At 69.5% G+C, this 13,783-nt stretch carries 14 protein-coding genes; 6 read left to right on the top strand and 8 right to left on the bottom strand.

The genetic code is table 11. The annotated features are described in order from the left end of the window. Position 1 precedes the first annotated feature (1 nt). A complete protein-coding gene (locus tag AW270_RS05570) occupies positions 2–553 on the bottom strand; it encodes a gamma carbonic anhydrase family protein (RefSeq protein ID WP_061291262.1) in 552 nt (183 codons plus the stop codon). Next, positions 516–1,676 (bottom strand): mannosyltransferase family protein, encoded by a 1,161-nt coding sequence (locus AW270_RS05565; RefSeq protein WP_169807254.1) that lies wholly within the window; start codon positions 1,674–1,676, stop codon positions 516–518. The genes AW270_RS05570 and AW270_RS05565 overlap by 38 nt, the downstream gene beginning before the upstream one ends. A 112-nt stretch (positions 1,677–1,788) precedes the next feature. On the opposite strand from AW270_RS05565, the gene AW270_RS05560 reads away from it, so the two are divergent. Together AW270_RS05560 and AW270_RS39435 are read left to right on the top strand one after the other, a co-directional pair. Beyond that, positions 1,789–3,150 (top strand): hypothetical protein, encoded by a 1,362-nt coding sequence (locus AW270_RS05560; RefSeq protein ID WP_063819097.1) that lies wholly within the window; start codon positions 1,789–1,791, stop codon positions 3,148–3,150. Between the two features lie 219 nt (positions 3,151–3,369). Further along, positions 3,370–3,531: a hypothetical protein gene (locus AW270_RS39435; RefSeq protein ID WP_169807253.1), complete on the top strand. Its 162-nt coding sequence runs from the start codon at positions 3,370–3,372 to the stop codon at positions 3,529–3,531. Positions 3,532–3,595: 64 nt separating this feature from the next. Here the strand turns inward: AW270_RS39435 and AW270_RS05555 are convergent, their stop codons facing one another. The 6 genes from AW270_RS05555 to AW270_RS05530 form a co-directional block, all read right to left on the bottom strand. Next, a complete protein-coding gene (locus AW270_RS05555; protein ID WP_061291258.1) occupies positions 3,596–4,669 on the bottom strand; it encodes a glycosyltransferase in 1,074 nt (357 codons plus the stop codon). Further along, the gene (locus AW270_RS05550) at positions 4,666–5,451 is read right to left on the bottom strand and encodes a hypothetical protein (protein ID WP_245674573.1); all 786 of its coding nucleotides are present in this window, start codon (positions 5,449–5,451) and stop codon (positions 4,666–4,668) included. The genes AW270_RS05555 and AW270_RS05550 overlap by 4 nt, the downstream gene beginning before the upstream one ends. A 131-nt stretch (positions 5,452–5,582) precedes the next feature. After that, a complete protein-coding gene (locus AW270_RS05545; protein ID WP_061291254.1) occupies positions 5,583–7,697 on the bottom strand; it encodes a (Fe-S)-binding protein in 2,115 nt (704 codons plus the stop codon). Positions 7,698–7,766: 69 nt separating this feature from the next. Continuing rightward, positions 7,767–8,351, bottom strand: coding sequence for a TetR/AcrR family transcriptional regulator (locus AW270_RS05540; protein WP_061291252.1), 585 nt, complete (start codon positions 8,349–8,351; stop codon positions 7,767–7,769). Further along, positions 8,348–9,088, bottom strand: a complete 741-nt coding sequence (locus tag AW270_RS05535) for a class I SAM-dependent methyltransferase (protein WP_061291250.1) — start codon at positions 9,086–9,088, stop codon at positions 8,348–8,350. The genes AW270_RS05540 and AW270_RS05535 overlap by 4 nt, the downstream gene beginning before the upstream one ends. A gap of 13 nt (positions 9,089–9,101) precedes the next feature. Next, complete coding sequence (locus AW270_RS05530; protein WP_245674572.1) at positions 9,102–9,956, bottom strand: sugar phosphate isomerase/epimerase family protein; 855 nt, start codon at positions 9,954–9,956, stop codon at positions 9,102–9,104. Positions 9,957–10,009: 53 nt separating this feature from the next. Here AW270_RS05530 and AW270_RS05525 point away from each other — a divergent pair, with 53 nt between their 5' ends. The 4 genes from AW270_RS05525 to AW270_RS05510 are packed head-to-tail and all read left to right on the top strand — an operon-like array spanning position 10,010 to position 13,782. Further along, a complete protein-coding gene (locus tag AW270_RS05525) occupies positions 10,010–10,711 on the top strand; it encodes a class I SAM-dependent methyltransferase (protein ID WP_061291246.1) in 702 nt (233 codons plus the stop codon). Between the two features lie 39 nt (positions 10,712–10,750). Further along, positions 10,751–12,184 (top strand): DNA repair protein RadA, encoded by a 1,434-nt coding sequence (gene radA / locus AW270_RS05520; protein ID WP_061291244.1) that lies wholly within the window; start codon positions 10,751–10,753, stop codon positions 12,182–12,184. 59 nt (positions 12,185–12,243) lie between these two features. Then, positions 12,244–13,329, top strand: coding sequence for a DNA integrity scanning diadenylate cyclase DisA (gene disA / locus AW270_RS05515; protein WP_061291242.1), 1,086 nt, complete (start codon positions 12,244–12,246; stop codon positions 13,327–13,329). Positions 13,330–13,377: 48 nt separating this feature from the next. Beyond that, positions 13,378–13,782 (top strand): hypothetical protein, encoded by a 405-nt coding sequence (locus tag AW270_RS05510; protein ID WP_082801316.1) that lies wholly within the window; start codon positions 13,378–13,380, stop codon positions 13,780–13,782. Position 13,783: the final 1 nt, after the last annotated feature.

The raw sequence follows: 13,783 nt of genomic DNA, 5'->3' as shown, positions 1-13,783 counted from the left end.
TTCACCAGCGCCGGGCGCGTGCGTGGCGGCGGGCCTTGTCCATGTAGCGGTCGGGGGTCTCGGCGAAGGTCGCGATGTCGTCCTCGTCGAGGTCCCGGATGATCTTCGCGGGGGCTCCGGCCAGCAGCACCCCGCCCGGGAACTTCTTGCCCGGAGTCACCAGCGCGCCCGCCGCCACCAGGGTGCCCGCGCCGATGTGGGCGCCGTTCAGCACGATCGCGCCGATGCCGATCAGGGCGCCCGTCTCCACATAGGCGCCGTGGACGACGGCCTTGTGCCCCACGCTGACCCTCGGTTCGAGGACCGTCGGGAACCCGGGGTCGGCGTGCAGGCAGCACAGGTCCTGCACGTTGCACTGCGCGCCGACCTCGATCGACTCGTCGTCCCCCCGCAGCACGCTGCCGTACCAGACGTTGGCCTGCGTGCCGACGCGGACGCGGCCGGCCACGACCGCGCCCGGCGCGATCCAGGCCGTCGGGTCGATCGACGGCAGGTCGTCGTCCAGAGCGAATACCTCAGCCAACCCAAGCCCCCGTGGTGAAGTTTCCGACATTGATCATCATCACCGGAGCCGCCACGGCGACATACGCCATGAACGTCCACCTGTTGCGGACGGCGGCGATGCCGATGCCGATGAAGAGCGGCCACCACAGCAACGATGCCCGGCCGACCGACATGTAGAACGACGACATGGCCAGCAACGCGACAGCTTGCGGCAACAGATAGGCGAAATCGGCCCACTGCCGCCGGAACAGCTGCCAGAGGATGAGGGCCACCAGCACGAACGCGGCCAGGATCTCCTCGCGGTAGGAGGTCTGGAGCACGCTCTCCTCCAGAGAGCGGTTCCACGTGTTGACCAGCGCCTGAATGGGGTCCTCGGGGTAACGCCCCCAATATTGGGCCTGCGCGGAGTTCCAGGCCATCCACTCGCCGACGGTGACCTTCAGGAAGATCATGTACGCCACCACCGGCAGCCCCGGCACCGCCAGCCACGGCAGCTTCCGCCAGTTGGCCCGGAATCCGTTCTCGGCCACCAGGAACATCACCGCGAGGCCCAGCGCGAGGAACAGCCCGGAGATGCGGATCGACGAGGCGAACGCCGCGCAGACCGCCGCCCACTCCCAGCGTCCCCTGCGGGCCAGCAGCCAGGCCGGGATCGCCAGGGCCAGGAACGGCGCCTCGGAGTAGCCCGCCCACATGAACACCGCGAACGGCGACAGGAAGAACGCCAGGACCGTCCAGGTCCCGGCCCCTTCCTTGTAGGAGTTCCCCAGCCGCGACAGCGCCACGGCGACGACCGCGCTCCCGACGAACGACACCAGCACGATCAGCACGTCGTAGTTGGGCACCAGCCAGTGGAGATCGCGCAGCAGCAGCGGCAGCCCGGGGAAGAACGCCACCAGCTTGGGCGCGTCGGTCATCCCCGGCGAGCCCGCGTAGCCGTATTGGGCGATCGTGATGAAGTTCTCCGCGTCCCACGGCGTCAGCCGGTCGAGCAGCGGCGCCTCGGTCCGGCCGGGGGCGGCCAGGACCATGTAGATGTAGGTCGCCACGTGCCAGAAGAACCAGATGCCCAGGGCCGTGCCGTCACCGGGTTGGACGAACCGCTCCCATCGGCTCTTGGGAGCGTTTTCCGGCTGGTCCGCGTCGCTTTTGGCCTGCTGGGTCTCCGTCACGAAGACCATCGAAGTGGAACAACAGCGGACATGCCAAGAGGCTGTGTCGCGAGTCCCCCAGCTCAGAGCCATTTATCCAGCTCAATGGGGTGAAAGTTTCATGTGTTCTAGCATGGCCCTCGTGCAGGTGGACGGTTTCGGAGCCGTGGAACAGGATGTCCGCGCGATGGTGGCCGACCCGCAGTGGTCGCTCCGCCGCATGGAGGTGCGCGCGGAGGCGCTCGCCCGCCGGGGCCTGGCGGCCCGCGACGGCTCGTGCTGGATCTTCGGGCTGGGCGCGCGGTGGTACCGGCGCGACGCCGACGGCCAGTGGATGCTGTCGCCGCCGCCCGCCGACCCCGCAATGCGCGACACCTGTGTACGGGTGAATCCCGCCATCCCGTGGTGGCTGGTGCCGCAGGGGCCCGACTTCGCGGCCGACCGGGGGTCGACGCAGGGGTTCGTGGGGCCCGACGTGCTGCCCGAGGTGACCGAGCGCATCAGGGCGATCCTGAGCGCCCACCGGGGGCTGGGCCAGGAGGACTTCCCGCTCGGCCCCGGCCCGCTGAAAGACCTGTTCGCCCCCGAGGTCACCTCGCCCGTCGCGATGGTGTGGGCCGTGATCATGTGGTGCGCCTACGCGCCGGCCTTCGACGGCAACGAACACCTGCTGACCATGTTCGGCGAGTTCCTGGGCAAGCCGCTGCCGGGCGACGACTGGGTCAGGTGGCTGCCGGGGGTGCGGCTGGAGACCCTCCTGGAGCCGTACCGGGAACGGCTCGCCGCCGGGGCCCACGAGACGGCCCTGCGCCTGGCCGGGCTGGCGGCGGAGGTCGCGACCGTGCTGAGCGACGACCCGCGCTTCCGCCCCCGCGCCCAGGCCCTCACGGTGATGGTCGAGCCCCTGCTCAGGCAGCCCTGGCTCGACCATGGCCAGACCGACCTGGCCAGACATTGGCTGCACCGGTTGCCACCCCATCTGACCAGTACGACCATCCACGAGACCGCCCCGAAGGACCACTTCCAGCACACCTTCTACGACCTGGCCGAGGCACTGGGCTACACCGCCGGGCGCGGCGTCGACCCGCGCATGGCCGCCGCGAGCCTCCTCGCGTGTGACCTGTCAACGGTGGCTGACGCCGAGGTGACAGATGTGTTCCCCCTCCTCGACGACGAGGTCCGCCGGGCCGCCCGTCAAGCCCTTGACGATTCGGCCCACCCGCTGAGGGCCCTCTGGCCCGTCGACGCCAGGCTTCCCGACGTGCTCACCCCGCCCGGCCGGGAGGCCGGCTCGATCCTGCTGGGCGCGGCCTACGCCACAGGTCTGGCATGGTCTGCCATGATCGGCAGACCGGCGCCGGAAAGAGGATTCCCGTCGGCTTCAGCCGTCTCTGGGAAGTTGATTCACGAACGTGATGACACTGTTCCTTCGCCGTTGCGGATGCCCGGAAGGCCCGTCTCGGAGATCACCTCAGAGTGGTTGTACCACTCCTGACCGCCACATCCCGCTTACCCCGCAAAGAGCGACAAATCATCCTTTAGCAATCAAGTACCACCTACCCTGCGACATTGACCGAATTGTGATGGCGGTAACCGGGAAATGGTTAGTCGAGGGGGGTCCGACGGCGGGAATGGTCCCGATGGGCCATGTCGCCGAAACCGACGCGGACGTAACCTCGAAGAGGGTGTGGGCTGCGGAAGGAAGGACGACGCGGTGGGGCACGACGACTTGGACTTGCGGGTCCATGACCGTGTCGCGTTGGACGAAATCGCGCTCTACGCCGAGGTTCTGGAGGCCGTCAACTTCACGGATGACCGACTGACCTTGGAGGAGCTCGACAACGCGCTCGGGTTGCGGACTTCGGCGAGTCGCTGAAGACGAAGATCACGGTCCCGGGCTTCCGAAAACGGGGAGCTCGGGATCTGCTATTCCACGGGGATCACGCGCGGGAGCGCAAGCCGTACATGAGATCCTGCCAGCGCGCGGCGATGGCGGGGGCGGTGCGCTGCGCGGCCGATTCGAGCGCCCCGGCGGCCAGCGTCATCCGTTTGCGCTCGTCGTCGACCAGCGAGAGCAGCGCGCCGGCGTAGGCCTCGATCTCCCCGGTCCCCTCGCCGACCAGCACGCTGTCGAGCCCCGGCCGGACGAACTGGGCCACCCCCTTGGGCCCGTCGAAGCCCACGATGGGCACTCCACAGCTCAGCGCCTCGTTCACGGCCATGCCGAGCACCTCACGCCGCGAGGTGACCGCCACGATCGACGCCTTGGCGAACTCGCCGGGCAGGTCGGGGGTGGTGCCCATGAAGTAGACGTGGTTGTGCAGGCTCAGCTCGGCGACCAGCGCGCGCAGCCGCTTCTCCTCCGAGCCGCCGCCGTAGAGGCGCAGCCGCCAGTCGGGACGCTTGTCGGCGACCATCGAGAAGGCCCTGATCAGCCGGTCGAAGGCCTTGTCGGGCACCCACCGGCCCCCGGCGCTGACGATCCGGTTGTCCATCCGCGACCTCGGCCACGGGCCCTTCGGCAGCGGGTCGGGGATCATGTGCACGCTGAGCTCGTCGTCGAGCAGCCGGGTCCACTCGGCGCGGCCGGTGTCGGTGCTGGTCACCACGGCGTCGAGGCGCGGGTAGTAACGCTGGACGGGCGCCGGCACGGCCGGGCGGGTCCACTCGCGGGCGATCTTGACGACCTCGCGGGGGGCGTACCGCGCCGACTGCACGCTGAGCGCCGGCCGCGCGGTGATCAGCACCTCGGAGCGGAGCGCCCGCAGCGCCCGCCAGAGGGCGACCTCGGTCCTGACCTGGCCGCGCGGCAGCAGGTGCCGCCCGGGGCGGGCGTCGACCAGCCAGCGCAGCCGGATCGTGGGGTCGATCGGGAAGAACGGCGTGTCCCTGGTGCGCTTGACGCTGACGATCTCGACGTGGTGACCGCTCGCCAGCGCGGCGGCCAGGTTGAGCGTCGCCCGGATGTCGCCACGCATGCCATACGCGGACGGCACCAGGAACGTGATCCTCACGCCGCGCCCACCTCGAGACGGAGATGGTCGGCAGGGGAGAAGCTCGGCTTGATCGGAACGCCGTCGATCTTCGTGGCCGGATAGTGGACGCGGCGGCGCTTGCCCTCCACGTCGTCGAGCAGCGCGCCGAGGGCCATCGGCCCCTCGACCCCGTCGACTTCGAGGGAGGGCTCCCACACCCCTTCGGAGTCGGGGGTGGCCGCCAGCACGTCGCACAGGGACAGGGCGGCGTGGAACCGGACGCCTTGGACCGTGGCAATCGCGGTGACGGTGGCGTCGCTGTGCCTCAGCGAGAGGCGGGCGCGGTGGTGCTGGTCGTCGTCTCCCAGCCCGGTGTACGCCAGCAGCCCGGTCACCTCGAACCGGCCCTCGCGGAACCAGACCGCCCGCACGTCGGCGACCGGCTCGGCCTCGGCGATCTTGATGGCCAGGAAGCCGTTGCGGGTGCGGTAGGCGCGGTAGGACATGGTCCGGCGGCCCAGCGCGTAGGCGTCGAGGCGGTCGAGCGAGAAGCCCGGGTCGACGCTCTGCATGCGGGTGCGCGGGCCGCTCTGCTGAAGGTAGGCGTCCCAGCGGCCGGGGGTCAGCTTCAGCCCCGCCAGCGAGACGGCGACGGTGGCGTCTGTCGTGGGACGGCCCGGGGTGCCGAGCCGTACCTTCCGTTCCGAACCGGTGCCGCGGTGCCGGAGCACCAGATGTGTGCCCGTCCCCAGCGGATGGTCGATCGCCATCCGCAGGGAGAGCACGTCGGCAAGAGTTACTTCCGCGTCAGTGACGACCACACCCACCGTTCAGCCCCCTCCCCGTTGATTGAGCCAACGTTGAGGTTACCGTGATTCTCCCGTTATGTGGAGAACGAGGTGGCGCGCATGTGGCCATGACCAGCGGATTCGACAACCGATCAACGGCCGAGTCAGCCCGGAAGGGTCTGCCCCTTGACCGATTTGATCAGCAGCTGGGCCACGTCGACCACTTCCAGCGTCTCCTTGGCCTTCCCGGAGTTCTTCTTCTCGTTGATCGCGTCGCCGAGCATCACGAGGCAGAAGGGGCAGGCGGTGGAGACCGTGTCGGGGTCGGTGGTGAGCGCCTCGTCCACCCGCTCGGTGTTGATGCGCTTGCCGATCCGCTCCTCCATCCACATGCGCGCGCCGCCGGCGCCGCAGCAGAACCCGCGGTCCTTGTGGCGGTGCATCTCCTGCGTGGTGACGCCGGGGACCTTGGCCATGATGTCGCGCGGCTGCGAGTAGACCTTGTTGTGCCGCCCGAGGAAGCACGGGTCGTGGTAGGTGATCTTCTCCTCGATCGGCGTGATCGGGGTCAGCTTCCCGGTGTCGACCAGATGAGACAGCAACTGCGTGTGGTGTACGACCTCGAAATGCCCGCCCAGCTGCGGATATTCGTTGGCCAGGGTGTTGAAGCAGTGAGGACAGGTGGCCACGATCTTCGTGACCCCGGCCTCCTTGAGCGTCTCGATGTTCTGCTGGGCCAGCATGTTGAACAGGAACTCCATGCCCAGGCGGCGGGCCGGGTCGCCCGAGCAGGCCTCCATCGGGCCGAGCACCGCGAACTTCACGCCCGCGATGTGCAGCAGCTCGGCGACCGCCTTGGTGGTCTTCTTCGCCCGGTCCTCCAGAGCGCCCGCGCAGCCGACCCAGAAGAGGTATTCGGTGTCTTCGGGCATCTTGTCGTCGACGATCTCGACCTCGAAGTCGAGCTCCTCGATCCAGTCGGCGCGCTTCATCTCGGGCAGGCCCCACGGGTTGCCCTTGTTCTCGAGGTTCTTCAGCATGACGCCGGCCTCGGACGGGAAGTTCGACTCGATCATGACCTGGTAGCGGCGCATGTCGAGGATGTGGTCGATGTGCTCGATGTCGACCGGGCACTGCTCGACGCACGCGCCGCAGTTGGTGCACGACCAGAGCACGTCGGGGTGGATCACGCCCTCCTCGCCGACCAGCGGCTTGTCCAGCAGGGCCAGCACGTCCTGACCGGCGTGGGCGCGCTGCTCCTCGCTCATCAGCAGGTAGGGCGCGACCGCGAAGGCGTGGTCACGCTGGTCGAGGATGAGCATCTTGGGCGACAGCGGCTTCTCGGTGTTCCAGGCGGGGCACTGCGACTGGCAGCGGCCGCACTCGGTGCAGGTGTAGAAGTCGAGGAAGCCCTTCCAGGTGGTCTCCTCGATCTTGCCCCGGCCGAAGACGTCGGTCTCCGGGTCGGCCTCCTCGAAGTCGAGCACCTTGCCGCCGCTGCGCATCTCCTGGGCCGCGCCCAGGCCGTCGGGCCGCCGCGAGAACAGCACGTTGAGCGGGGCGGTGAAGATGTGCAGGTGCTTGCTGTTCACCACGATCACCGCGAACACCAGCATCAGGGCGATGTGCAGCAGCAGCGCGATCTCCTCCAGCAGCGAGGAGGTCGGCAGGACCCGCGCCACCAGCTCGGAGACGAAGGCCCCCGACTGGTAGGGGAAGTTGCCGGTGTTGATCGCCGCGCCCCGGAACAGGAACAGCGACCAGATGATGTTGAAGATCATGAAGAGGATCAGCCACGCGCCGCCCAGGTGGGACCCGGAGAACCGGGAGTCGCGGCCGAGCTTCGAGGGCGCGTTCCTGATCCGGATCACCGCGAAGGCGACCAGGCCGAGCAGCGCCGCCAGGGCGATGAAGTCCTGCAGGAAGCCCAGCACCGGCCAGCGGCCGATCAGCGGGATGTGGAAGTCGGGCCGCCCGGTGATCGCGCCCTGGATCATCGCGCCATAGGCTTCCACGTAAACGGTCAAAAGAATGAAAAACGCCCACATGACAAAGAAGTGGGCAATGCCCGACGGCGTCCACTTGAGCAGCTTCTTCTGCCCGAACACCTCGACGAGCTGGGCCTTTATCTCGGCCCCGATGTTCGCGCGGGCGTATTCGATGCGCTCGGGCGCCGGCTGGCCGACGGTGGCGAGCCGATAAAGGAAACCCACCCGCCTGGCCACCACCGCGATCGTGAGCGCCGTCATCAGCAGCCCGATTATGCAGACCAGCAACATTGGGGCCTCCTCATCGCCATCGTGGTCACCATAATCAGACCCTAGAACAAACCTCTAGAAGGCGCTCCGTCAGGGGTCGACATAGCGTTGCAACGTGGGCGCGAGCAGGGCGACCAGCTCATCCGGCGAAGCCGACGCGATGGGCTCGATCTTGACGATATACCGCAGCATCACCACGCCGATCATCTGCCCGAACGCCGCCTCGACCCTGATCGGATCGATGCCCAGCCCCTGGGCGAGCCGCTGGAGCACCGCCTCCCCGAGGAACTCCCGCACCATCGTGGCCGCCTGCTCGTTCGACATCGCCGACCTGATCATCGCGATGATCGGCGCCCGCCGGTCCTCGTCGGAGGCGACCGTCAGGATGAACCGGATCAGCCGCTCCCCCAGCTCCTCCCGGGGGCCGGCCAGGATCATGGGCACCGCCACGCTCGGCTCGACCGGAAACTGCATCGCCGCGACGAACAGGCCCTCTTTGGTGTCGAAGTAGTGGTGGACCAGGGCCGGATCGACACCCGCCTCACGGGCGATGCCGCGCACGGTCGCCTTGTCGAACCCCTTCTCCGCGAAGACCCCCCGGGCCGCCGTGATGATCTCGCCCCGGGTGTCCAGCGATCCGGGACGTCTTCCAGGCCTGCGCCGCTGTTCCGTCATTCGGCGGGCTCTTTCCGGCCGACCGCGAGGTAAACGCGCATCGGCACGACAAGATCACCACCGGGGAACGCGCGCAGGAACTCGGTGCGTTCACGCTCGATCAGCTCGTCGGCCTGAACCGGGTCGAGCCTGGCCATGTAGGAGTGGGAGCGCAGGTTGGTCAGGAAGACGTCGATCGCGACGTGGCGGGTCCAGTAGACCCACCGCTCGCGGACGTCGAGCCCGGCCGCCGCCATGGCCCGCGCGATGGCCGGCAGGTCCCGCCCCTCGGGCCCGGTGTAGCCCGGCACGCCCGACAGCCTGATCTGACACGCCGCCAGCCAGTCGGCCTTGGCGGTGTCGACCGAGTTCCACCAGCCGGCGACGGCTCGCCGGGTGACCCGGATGGCCTCGCCGATGGAGGTCTCCGGATGGAGCCAGTGCCACGCCTGGGCGTACGTCACCAGGTCGGCCGAGCCGTCGCGAAAGGGCAGCACGTTGCCGTCGGCCAGCACCGCCGCGCCGTCGTGGTAGGCCAGCATGTGTCCGGCCAGGTCGGCGGCCACCACCCGGGCGCCCCGGTGCATCATCCCCCTGGAGGAGATGCCGGTCCCGGCCCCGACGTCGACCACGACGGCCCCGTCGAGCGAGCTTCCGGACAGTTCGGACAGAGCGTCATACAGCGCGACGGGGTATTCCGGACGGGCCGCGTCGTACGCCTCGGCCACCCTGGGCGCGTCGAAGACCAGGTGACTCATGGGGTTGTTGCGCTCATTTCCTCGCGGACGAGGCGGCGAAGTTGAGCCGGGCGAAGGCCAGCGCCTCGGCCAGGTCGTCGATCCGCTCGCTGCGGGTCGCCGCCCTCCGCGTGTTGATCTCCAGCACGATCAGCCCACCATAGCCCGCGTTGGCCAGCCGCTCCAGCATGGGAGCGCAAGGCTGGTTGCCTCGTCCCGGAACGAGGTGTTCGTCCTTGTTGGTGGTGCCGATGCCGTCGGCCAGGTGGAGGTGGGCCAGCCGGTCGCCCAGCTTGGTGGCCATCTCCATCGCGTCGGAGCCGGAGACCGCCGTGTGGGACAGGTCGAGGGTGACGTGGGGGAAGTCGTAGTCGAGGGGGTTCCAGTCGGGCGAGTAGGGCACGACCTCGTTGCCCCGGGCCCGGAGGGGGAACATGTTCTCGACCGCGAAGGTCACGTCGGTCTCGTCGCGCATGCGGGCCAGCCCGATCTCGAAGTCACGGGCGTAGTCACGCTGCCAGCGGAACGGGGGATGCACCACGACGGTCTGGGCGCCCAGCCGCTCGGCGGCGTCCTGGGCCTTGCGCAGCTTGAGCCACGGGTCCTTGCCCCACACGCGCTGGGTGACCAGCAGACAGGGCGCGTGGATCGCGAGGACGGGCAGCTCGTAGTGGTCGCGGAGACGCTGGAGAACGTCGACGTCCTGACTGACCGGATCCTGCCCGACCATGATCTCGACGCCGTCGTATCCCAGGCGTGCCGCGAGCTCGAAGGCGTCGGGGGTTCGCTCGGGATAGACCGATGCGGTCGACAATGCGATCTTCGCATTCGGCACCCGGACGACCTCGCTCCTTCCGATATATGTACGCTCGCCACGACTCTTGCTCACCATGCCAGCCTAAGCGGGCGTGTGTCCGGTCGAGGCGAACCTAGGGTTGCGTCATGGCCAGCATCGTCAAGGGCGCCGTGCCCAGCCCCAACATCTGGAACACCCCGCAGGTGTACGAGCTGGAGAACCACGCCGTCGACCCCGACCGCCACGTGGAGACCGCGATGCGGGCCCTGCGCCCCTGGGCAGGGGCGACGGTCCTGGACATCGGCTGCGGCACGGGCTACCACCTGCCCGCCCTGGCCGCCGAGGCCGCCACCGTGATCGGCGTCGAACCCCACGGCGACCTGGCCGCCCTGGCCCGCAAGCGCTGCGCCCGACAGGGGAATGTGACCATTCACACCGCCACGGCCCAGGCGATCCCGCTGCCCGACTCCTCCGTCGACGTGGCGATGGCCCGCTGGGCCTACTTCTTCGGGCCGGGCTGCGAACCCGGCCTGGCGGAGCTGTCCCGGGTGGTGCGCAAGGGCGGCGCGGCCTTCGTCGTCGACCTCGACGCGACCCGGGGCTCCTTCGGCCGGTGGTTCTCTGCGACCGTGCCGCCGACCTACTCACCGGCGGCGGTCGAGGCGTTCTGGGCCCGCCAAGGGTGGTCGCGGCAGGAGCTCGACCTGCGGATGGTCTTCGAACGCCGGGCCGACCTGGAAGCGGTCCTGAAGATCGAGTTCGCCCCCACGGTCGCCAGGGCGGCCATCCGCGAGACCGAGGGCCTGGAGATCGCCTACCCCAACATCCTGAGATGGCGATTCTTCTGAGCCCTCGATCTGTCGGGGAGCGCCGGTAGCCTGCGGGGCGTGGCTAAAGCGACCAAGGTGTCCTATCGGTGCGGTGAATGCGGCTGGCTGAGCGTCAAGTGGGTCGGCCGCTGCGGGGAGTGCCAGGCTTGGGGCACGGTCGAGGAGGCCGGGGTCCGGGCCGGGGTCACCGAGGTGAAAGCCGGCGCGATCACGTCTCCGGCGGTGCCGATCGGCCAGGTCAAGGCCGAGGTCGCCCACGCCAGGCCGACCGGGGTCGGCGAGCTCGACCGGGTGCTCGGCGGAGGGCTGGTGCCGGGGGCGGTGGTGCTGCTGGCCGGGGAGCCGGGCATCGGCAAGTCGACGCTGCTGCTGGAGGCCGCCGCCCACGCGGGCCGCCAGGAGACCGTCCTCTACGTCACGGGTGAGGAGTCCGCCTCCCAGGTGCGCATGCGGGCCGACCGCATCGGCGCCGTCGTCGACAACCTCTACCTGGCGGCCGAGACCGACCTGGGCGCGCTCGTCACCCACGTCGAGAAGGTCAACCCCCGGCTCCTGATCGTCGACTCGGTCCAGACGATCGGCTCCGCCGACGCGACCGGCGTGCCGGGCGGGGTGACCCAGGTCCGCGAGGTGGCCGGGAACCTGGTCCGGCTGGCCAAGGAGCGCGGCATGGCGACCGTCCTGGTCGGCCACGTCACCAAAGACGGCTCGATCGCCGGGCCGCGCGTGCTGGAACACCTCGTCGACGTCGTCCTCCACTTCGAGGGCGACCGCAACTCGCGGCTGCGCATGGTCCGGGCGATCAAGAACAGGTTCGGCCCGATCGAGGAGGTCGGCTGCTTCGACCTCCACGAGAAGGGCATCACCGGGATCACCGACCCCAGCGGCCTGTTCGTCTCCCGCCATCCCGAGCCGGTCCCCGGCACCTGCGTGACCGTCACGATCGAGGGCACCCGCCCGATCCCCGCCGAGCTCCAGGCCCTCGTCGGCCCCACCGAGGCCCCGCAGCCCCGCCGCACCTCCTCTGGCCTCGACTCCTACCGCGTCGCGATGGTCCTGGCCGTCATGGAGCGCCGCCTCAACGCCAAGATCGGCCGCTGCGACGTCTTCACCGCCACCGTCGGCGGCATCCGCCTCACCGACCCGGCCGTCGACCTGGCCCTGATGCTCTCGGTCGTCAGCGCCGCCGGGGACAACCCGCTCCCCCAGGGCTTGATCGCCATGGGCGAGGTCGGCCTGGCCGGGGAGCTGCGCCCGGTCCGCGACGTCCGCCGCCGGCTCGCCGAGGCCGCCCGGCTGGGGTTCACCCGCGCCCTGGTCCCGGCCGGCTCGATGGAGGCCGTCACGCCGCCCCGCCTCGACCCGGCCCCGCGCGGCCGCCGGGGCGAGGTCGTGCCGGTCCGGGAGTCCCTGCGGACCACCAGCTTCGCCCCCGGGTTCTCCGTCACCGAGGCCGAGAACGTCTGGGACGCTCTGACACACATCCGGTGAGGACGCCGTTACGTCGGTAAACTGCGTAGTAGCCGTGTGAACCAGCGGGGGTCACTTACGTGCAAAACGACAAACAGGCCGACGAACGAAGGCGTGCCGTCCTGGCCATGCTCGCCCCGGGAACCATGTTGCGCGACGGGCTCGAGCGCATCCTCCGGGGCCATACGGGCGGTCTGATCGTGCTGGGATACGACCCGACCGTCGAGGAGCTGTGCACCGGCGGGTTTCAGCTCAACGTCGAGTTCACCGCCACCGGCCTGCGAGAACTCGCCAAGATGGACGGCGCGATCGTGCTCGACGAGGGCGACCACCGGATCGTGCGGGCGGCCGTCCACCTCGTCCCCGACCCCGGGGTGCCGACCGACGAGTCGGGCACCCGCCACCGCACCGCCCAGCGGGTCGCCCGGCAGACCGGCTATCCGGTCGTCGCGATCAGCAAATCCATGCGCATCATCGCCGTCTACCTCGACGGTGTCAGACACGTGCTCGAAGAGTCGGCCGCGATCCTGTCGAAGGCCAACCAGGCGCTGGCCACCCTTGAGCGCTACAAGATGCGCCTCGACGAGGTCGCCGGCACCCTCTCGGCGCTGGAGATCGAAGACCTGGTGACGGTGCGCGACATGGCCTCGACCGTGCAGCGCATGGAGATGGTCCGCCGCATCGCCCGCGAGATCGAGGGCTACGTCGTCGAGCTCGGCACCGACGGCCGCCTGGTCTCCCTCCAGCTCGACGAACTGCTGGCCGGGGTCGAGGAAGACCGCGCGTTCATCGTCCGCGACTACCTGCCCGACGCCCTCGGCCCCAGGCAGCGCGGCTTCAGCGACGCGCTCCGCGAGCTCGACGACCTCAACTCGACCGACCTGCTCGACCTGTCCCGGGTGGCCGGCATCCTCGGCGCCACCGGCCCCGAGGCCCTCGAATCACCCGTGAGCCCGCGCGGCTTCCGGCTGCTGGCCCGGGTGCCCCGCCTCCCGGCGTCGATCGTCGACCGGCTGGTCGACCACTTCGGCGGCCTGCAAAAACTCCTCGCCGCCAGCATCGTCGACCTCCAGATGGTCGGCGGCGTGGGCGAGACCCGGGCCCGCAGCGTCCGCGAGGGGCTGTCCCGCCTGGCCGAGTCGTCGATCTTGGAGCGCTACGTCTAAATGTAAGGGACGCTTGACTCAATGGAAAGCGAACCTTACATTCGTGCCATGGCAGAGCTTCAGCATGACCAGAGGACGCGTGCGGCCCGCCGCGCCGTCCTCATCGACGGCATCCCGGTGGCCGCCCTCGGCGTGGTCGCCCTGACCATGGGCAGCGACCCAGACCAGAGCACCGCGCAGAAGACCTGGTGGATCGCGGCCACCGTCGTGTTCACCCTCGCGATCGCCTGGGTGCTGCTGCGGGCCTTCCGGCGCGCGGACGAATACCTGCGCCGGATCCAGCTGGAGAGCATGGCCGTCGCCTTCGCCGTGGTCCTCGTGGGGCTCCAGGTGGCCACGCTGCTCGACGCCGCGGGCCTCATCACGCTGCGGCAGGCCGCGCAGCCGATCCTGCTCGGCGGCCTGGCGGTCTGGCTGCTGCTGGCGGACGTGCGCACCCGCTTCCACCGGTGAC

The sequence above is a fragment of the Herbidospora cretacea genome, from assembly GCF_001570605.1.
Taxonomy (GTDB): Bacteria; Actinomycetota; Actinomycetes; order Streptosporangiales; family Streptosporangiaceae; genus Herbidospora; species Herbidospora cretacea.
The sequence above is the reverse complement of the archived record's forward strand: the minus strand, read 5'-3'. Positions and strand labels throughout refer to the sequence as shown.

What these genes read in the sequence shown, in the direction of transcription:
- AW270_RS05525 (WP_061291246.1), top strand. Translation starts at nt 10,010, where the DNA reads ATGGCCAGCATCGTCAAGGGCGCCGTGCCCAGCCCCAACATCTGGAAC.
- AW270_RS05545 (WP_061291254.1), bottom strand. Translation starts at nt 7,697, where the DNA reads ATGTTGCTGGTCTGCATAATCGGGCTGCTGATGACGGCGCTCACGATC.
- AW270_RS05570 (WP_061291262.1), bottom strand. Translation starts at nt 553, where the DNA reads ATGTCGGAAACTTCACCACGGGGGCTTGGGTTGGCTGAGGTATTCGCT.
- AW270_RS05560 (WP_063819097.1), top strand. Translation starts at nt 1,789, where the DNA reads ATGGCCCTCGTGCAGGTGGACGGTTTCGGAGCCGTGGAACAGGATGTC.
- AW270_RS05540 (WP_061291252.1), bottom strand. Translation starts at nt 8,351, where the DNA reads ATGACGGAACAGCGGCGCAGGCCTGGAAGACGTCCCGGATCGCTGGAC.
- AW270_RS05535 (WP_061291250.1), bottom strand. Translation starts at nt 9,088, where the DNA reads ATGAGTCACCTGGTCTTCGACGCGCCCAGGGTGGCCGAGGCGTACGAC.
- AW270_RS05510 (WP_082801316.1), top strand. Translation starts at nt 13,378, where the DNA reads ATGGCAGAGCTTCAGCATGACCAGAGGACGCGTGCGGCCCGCCGCGCC.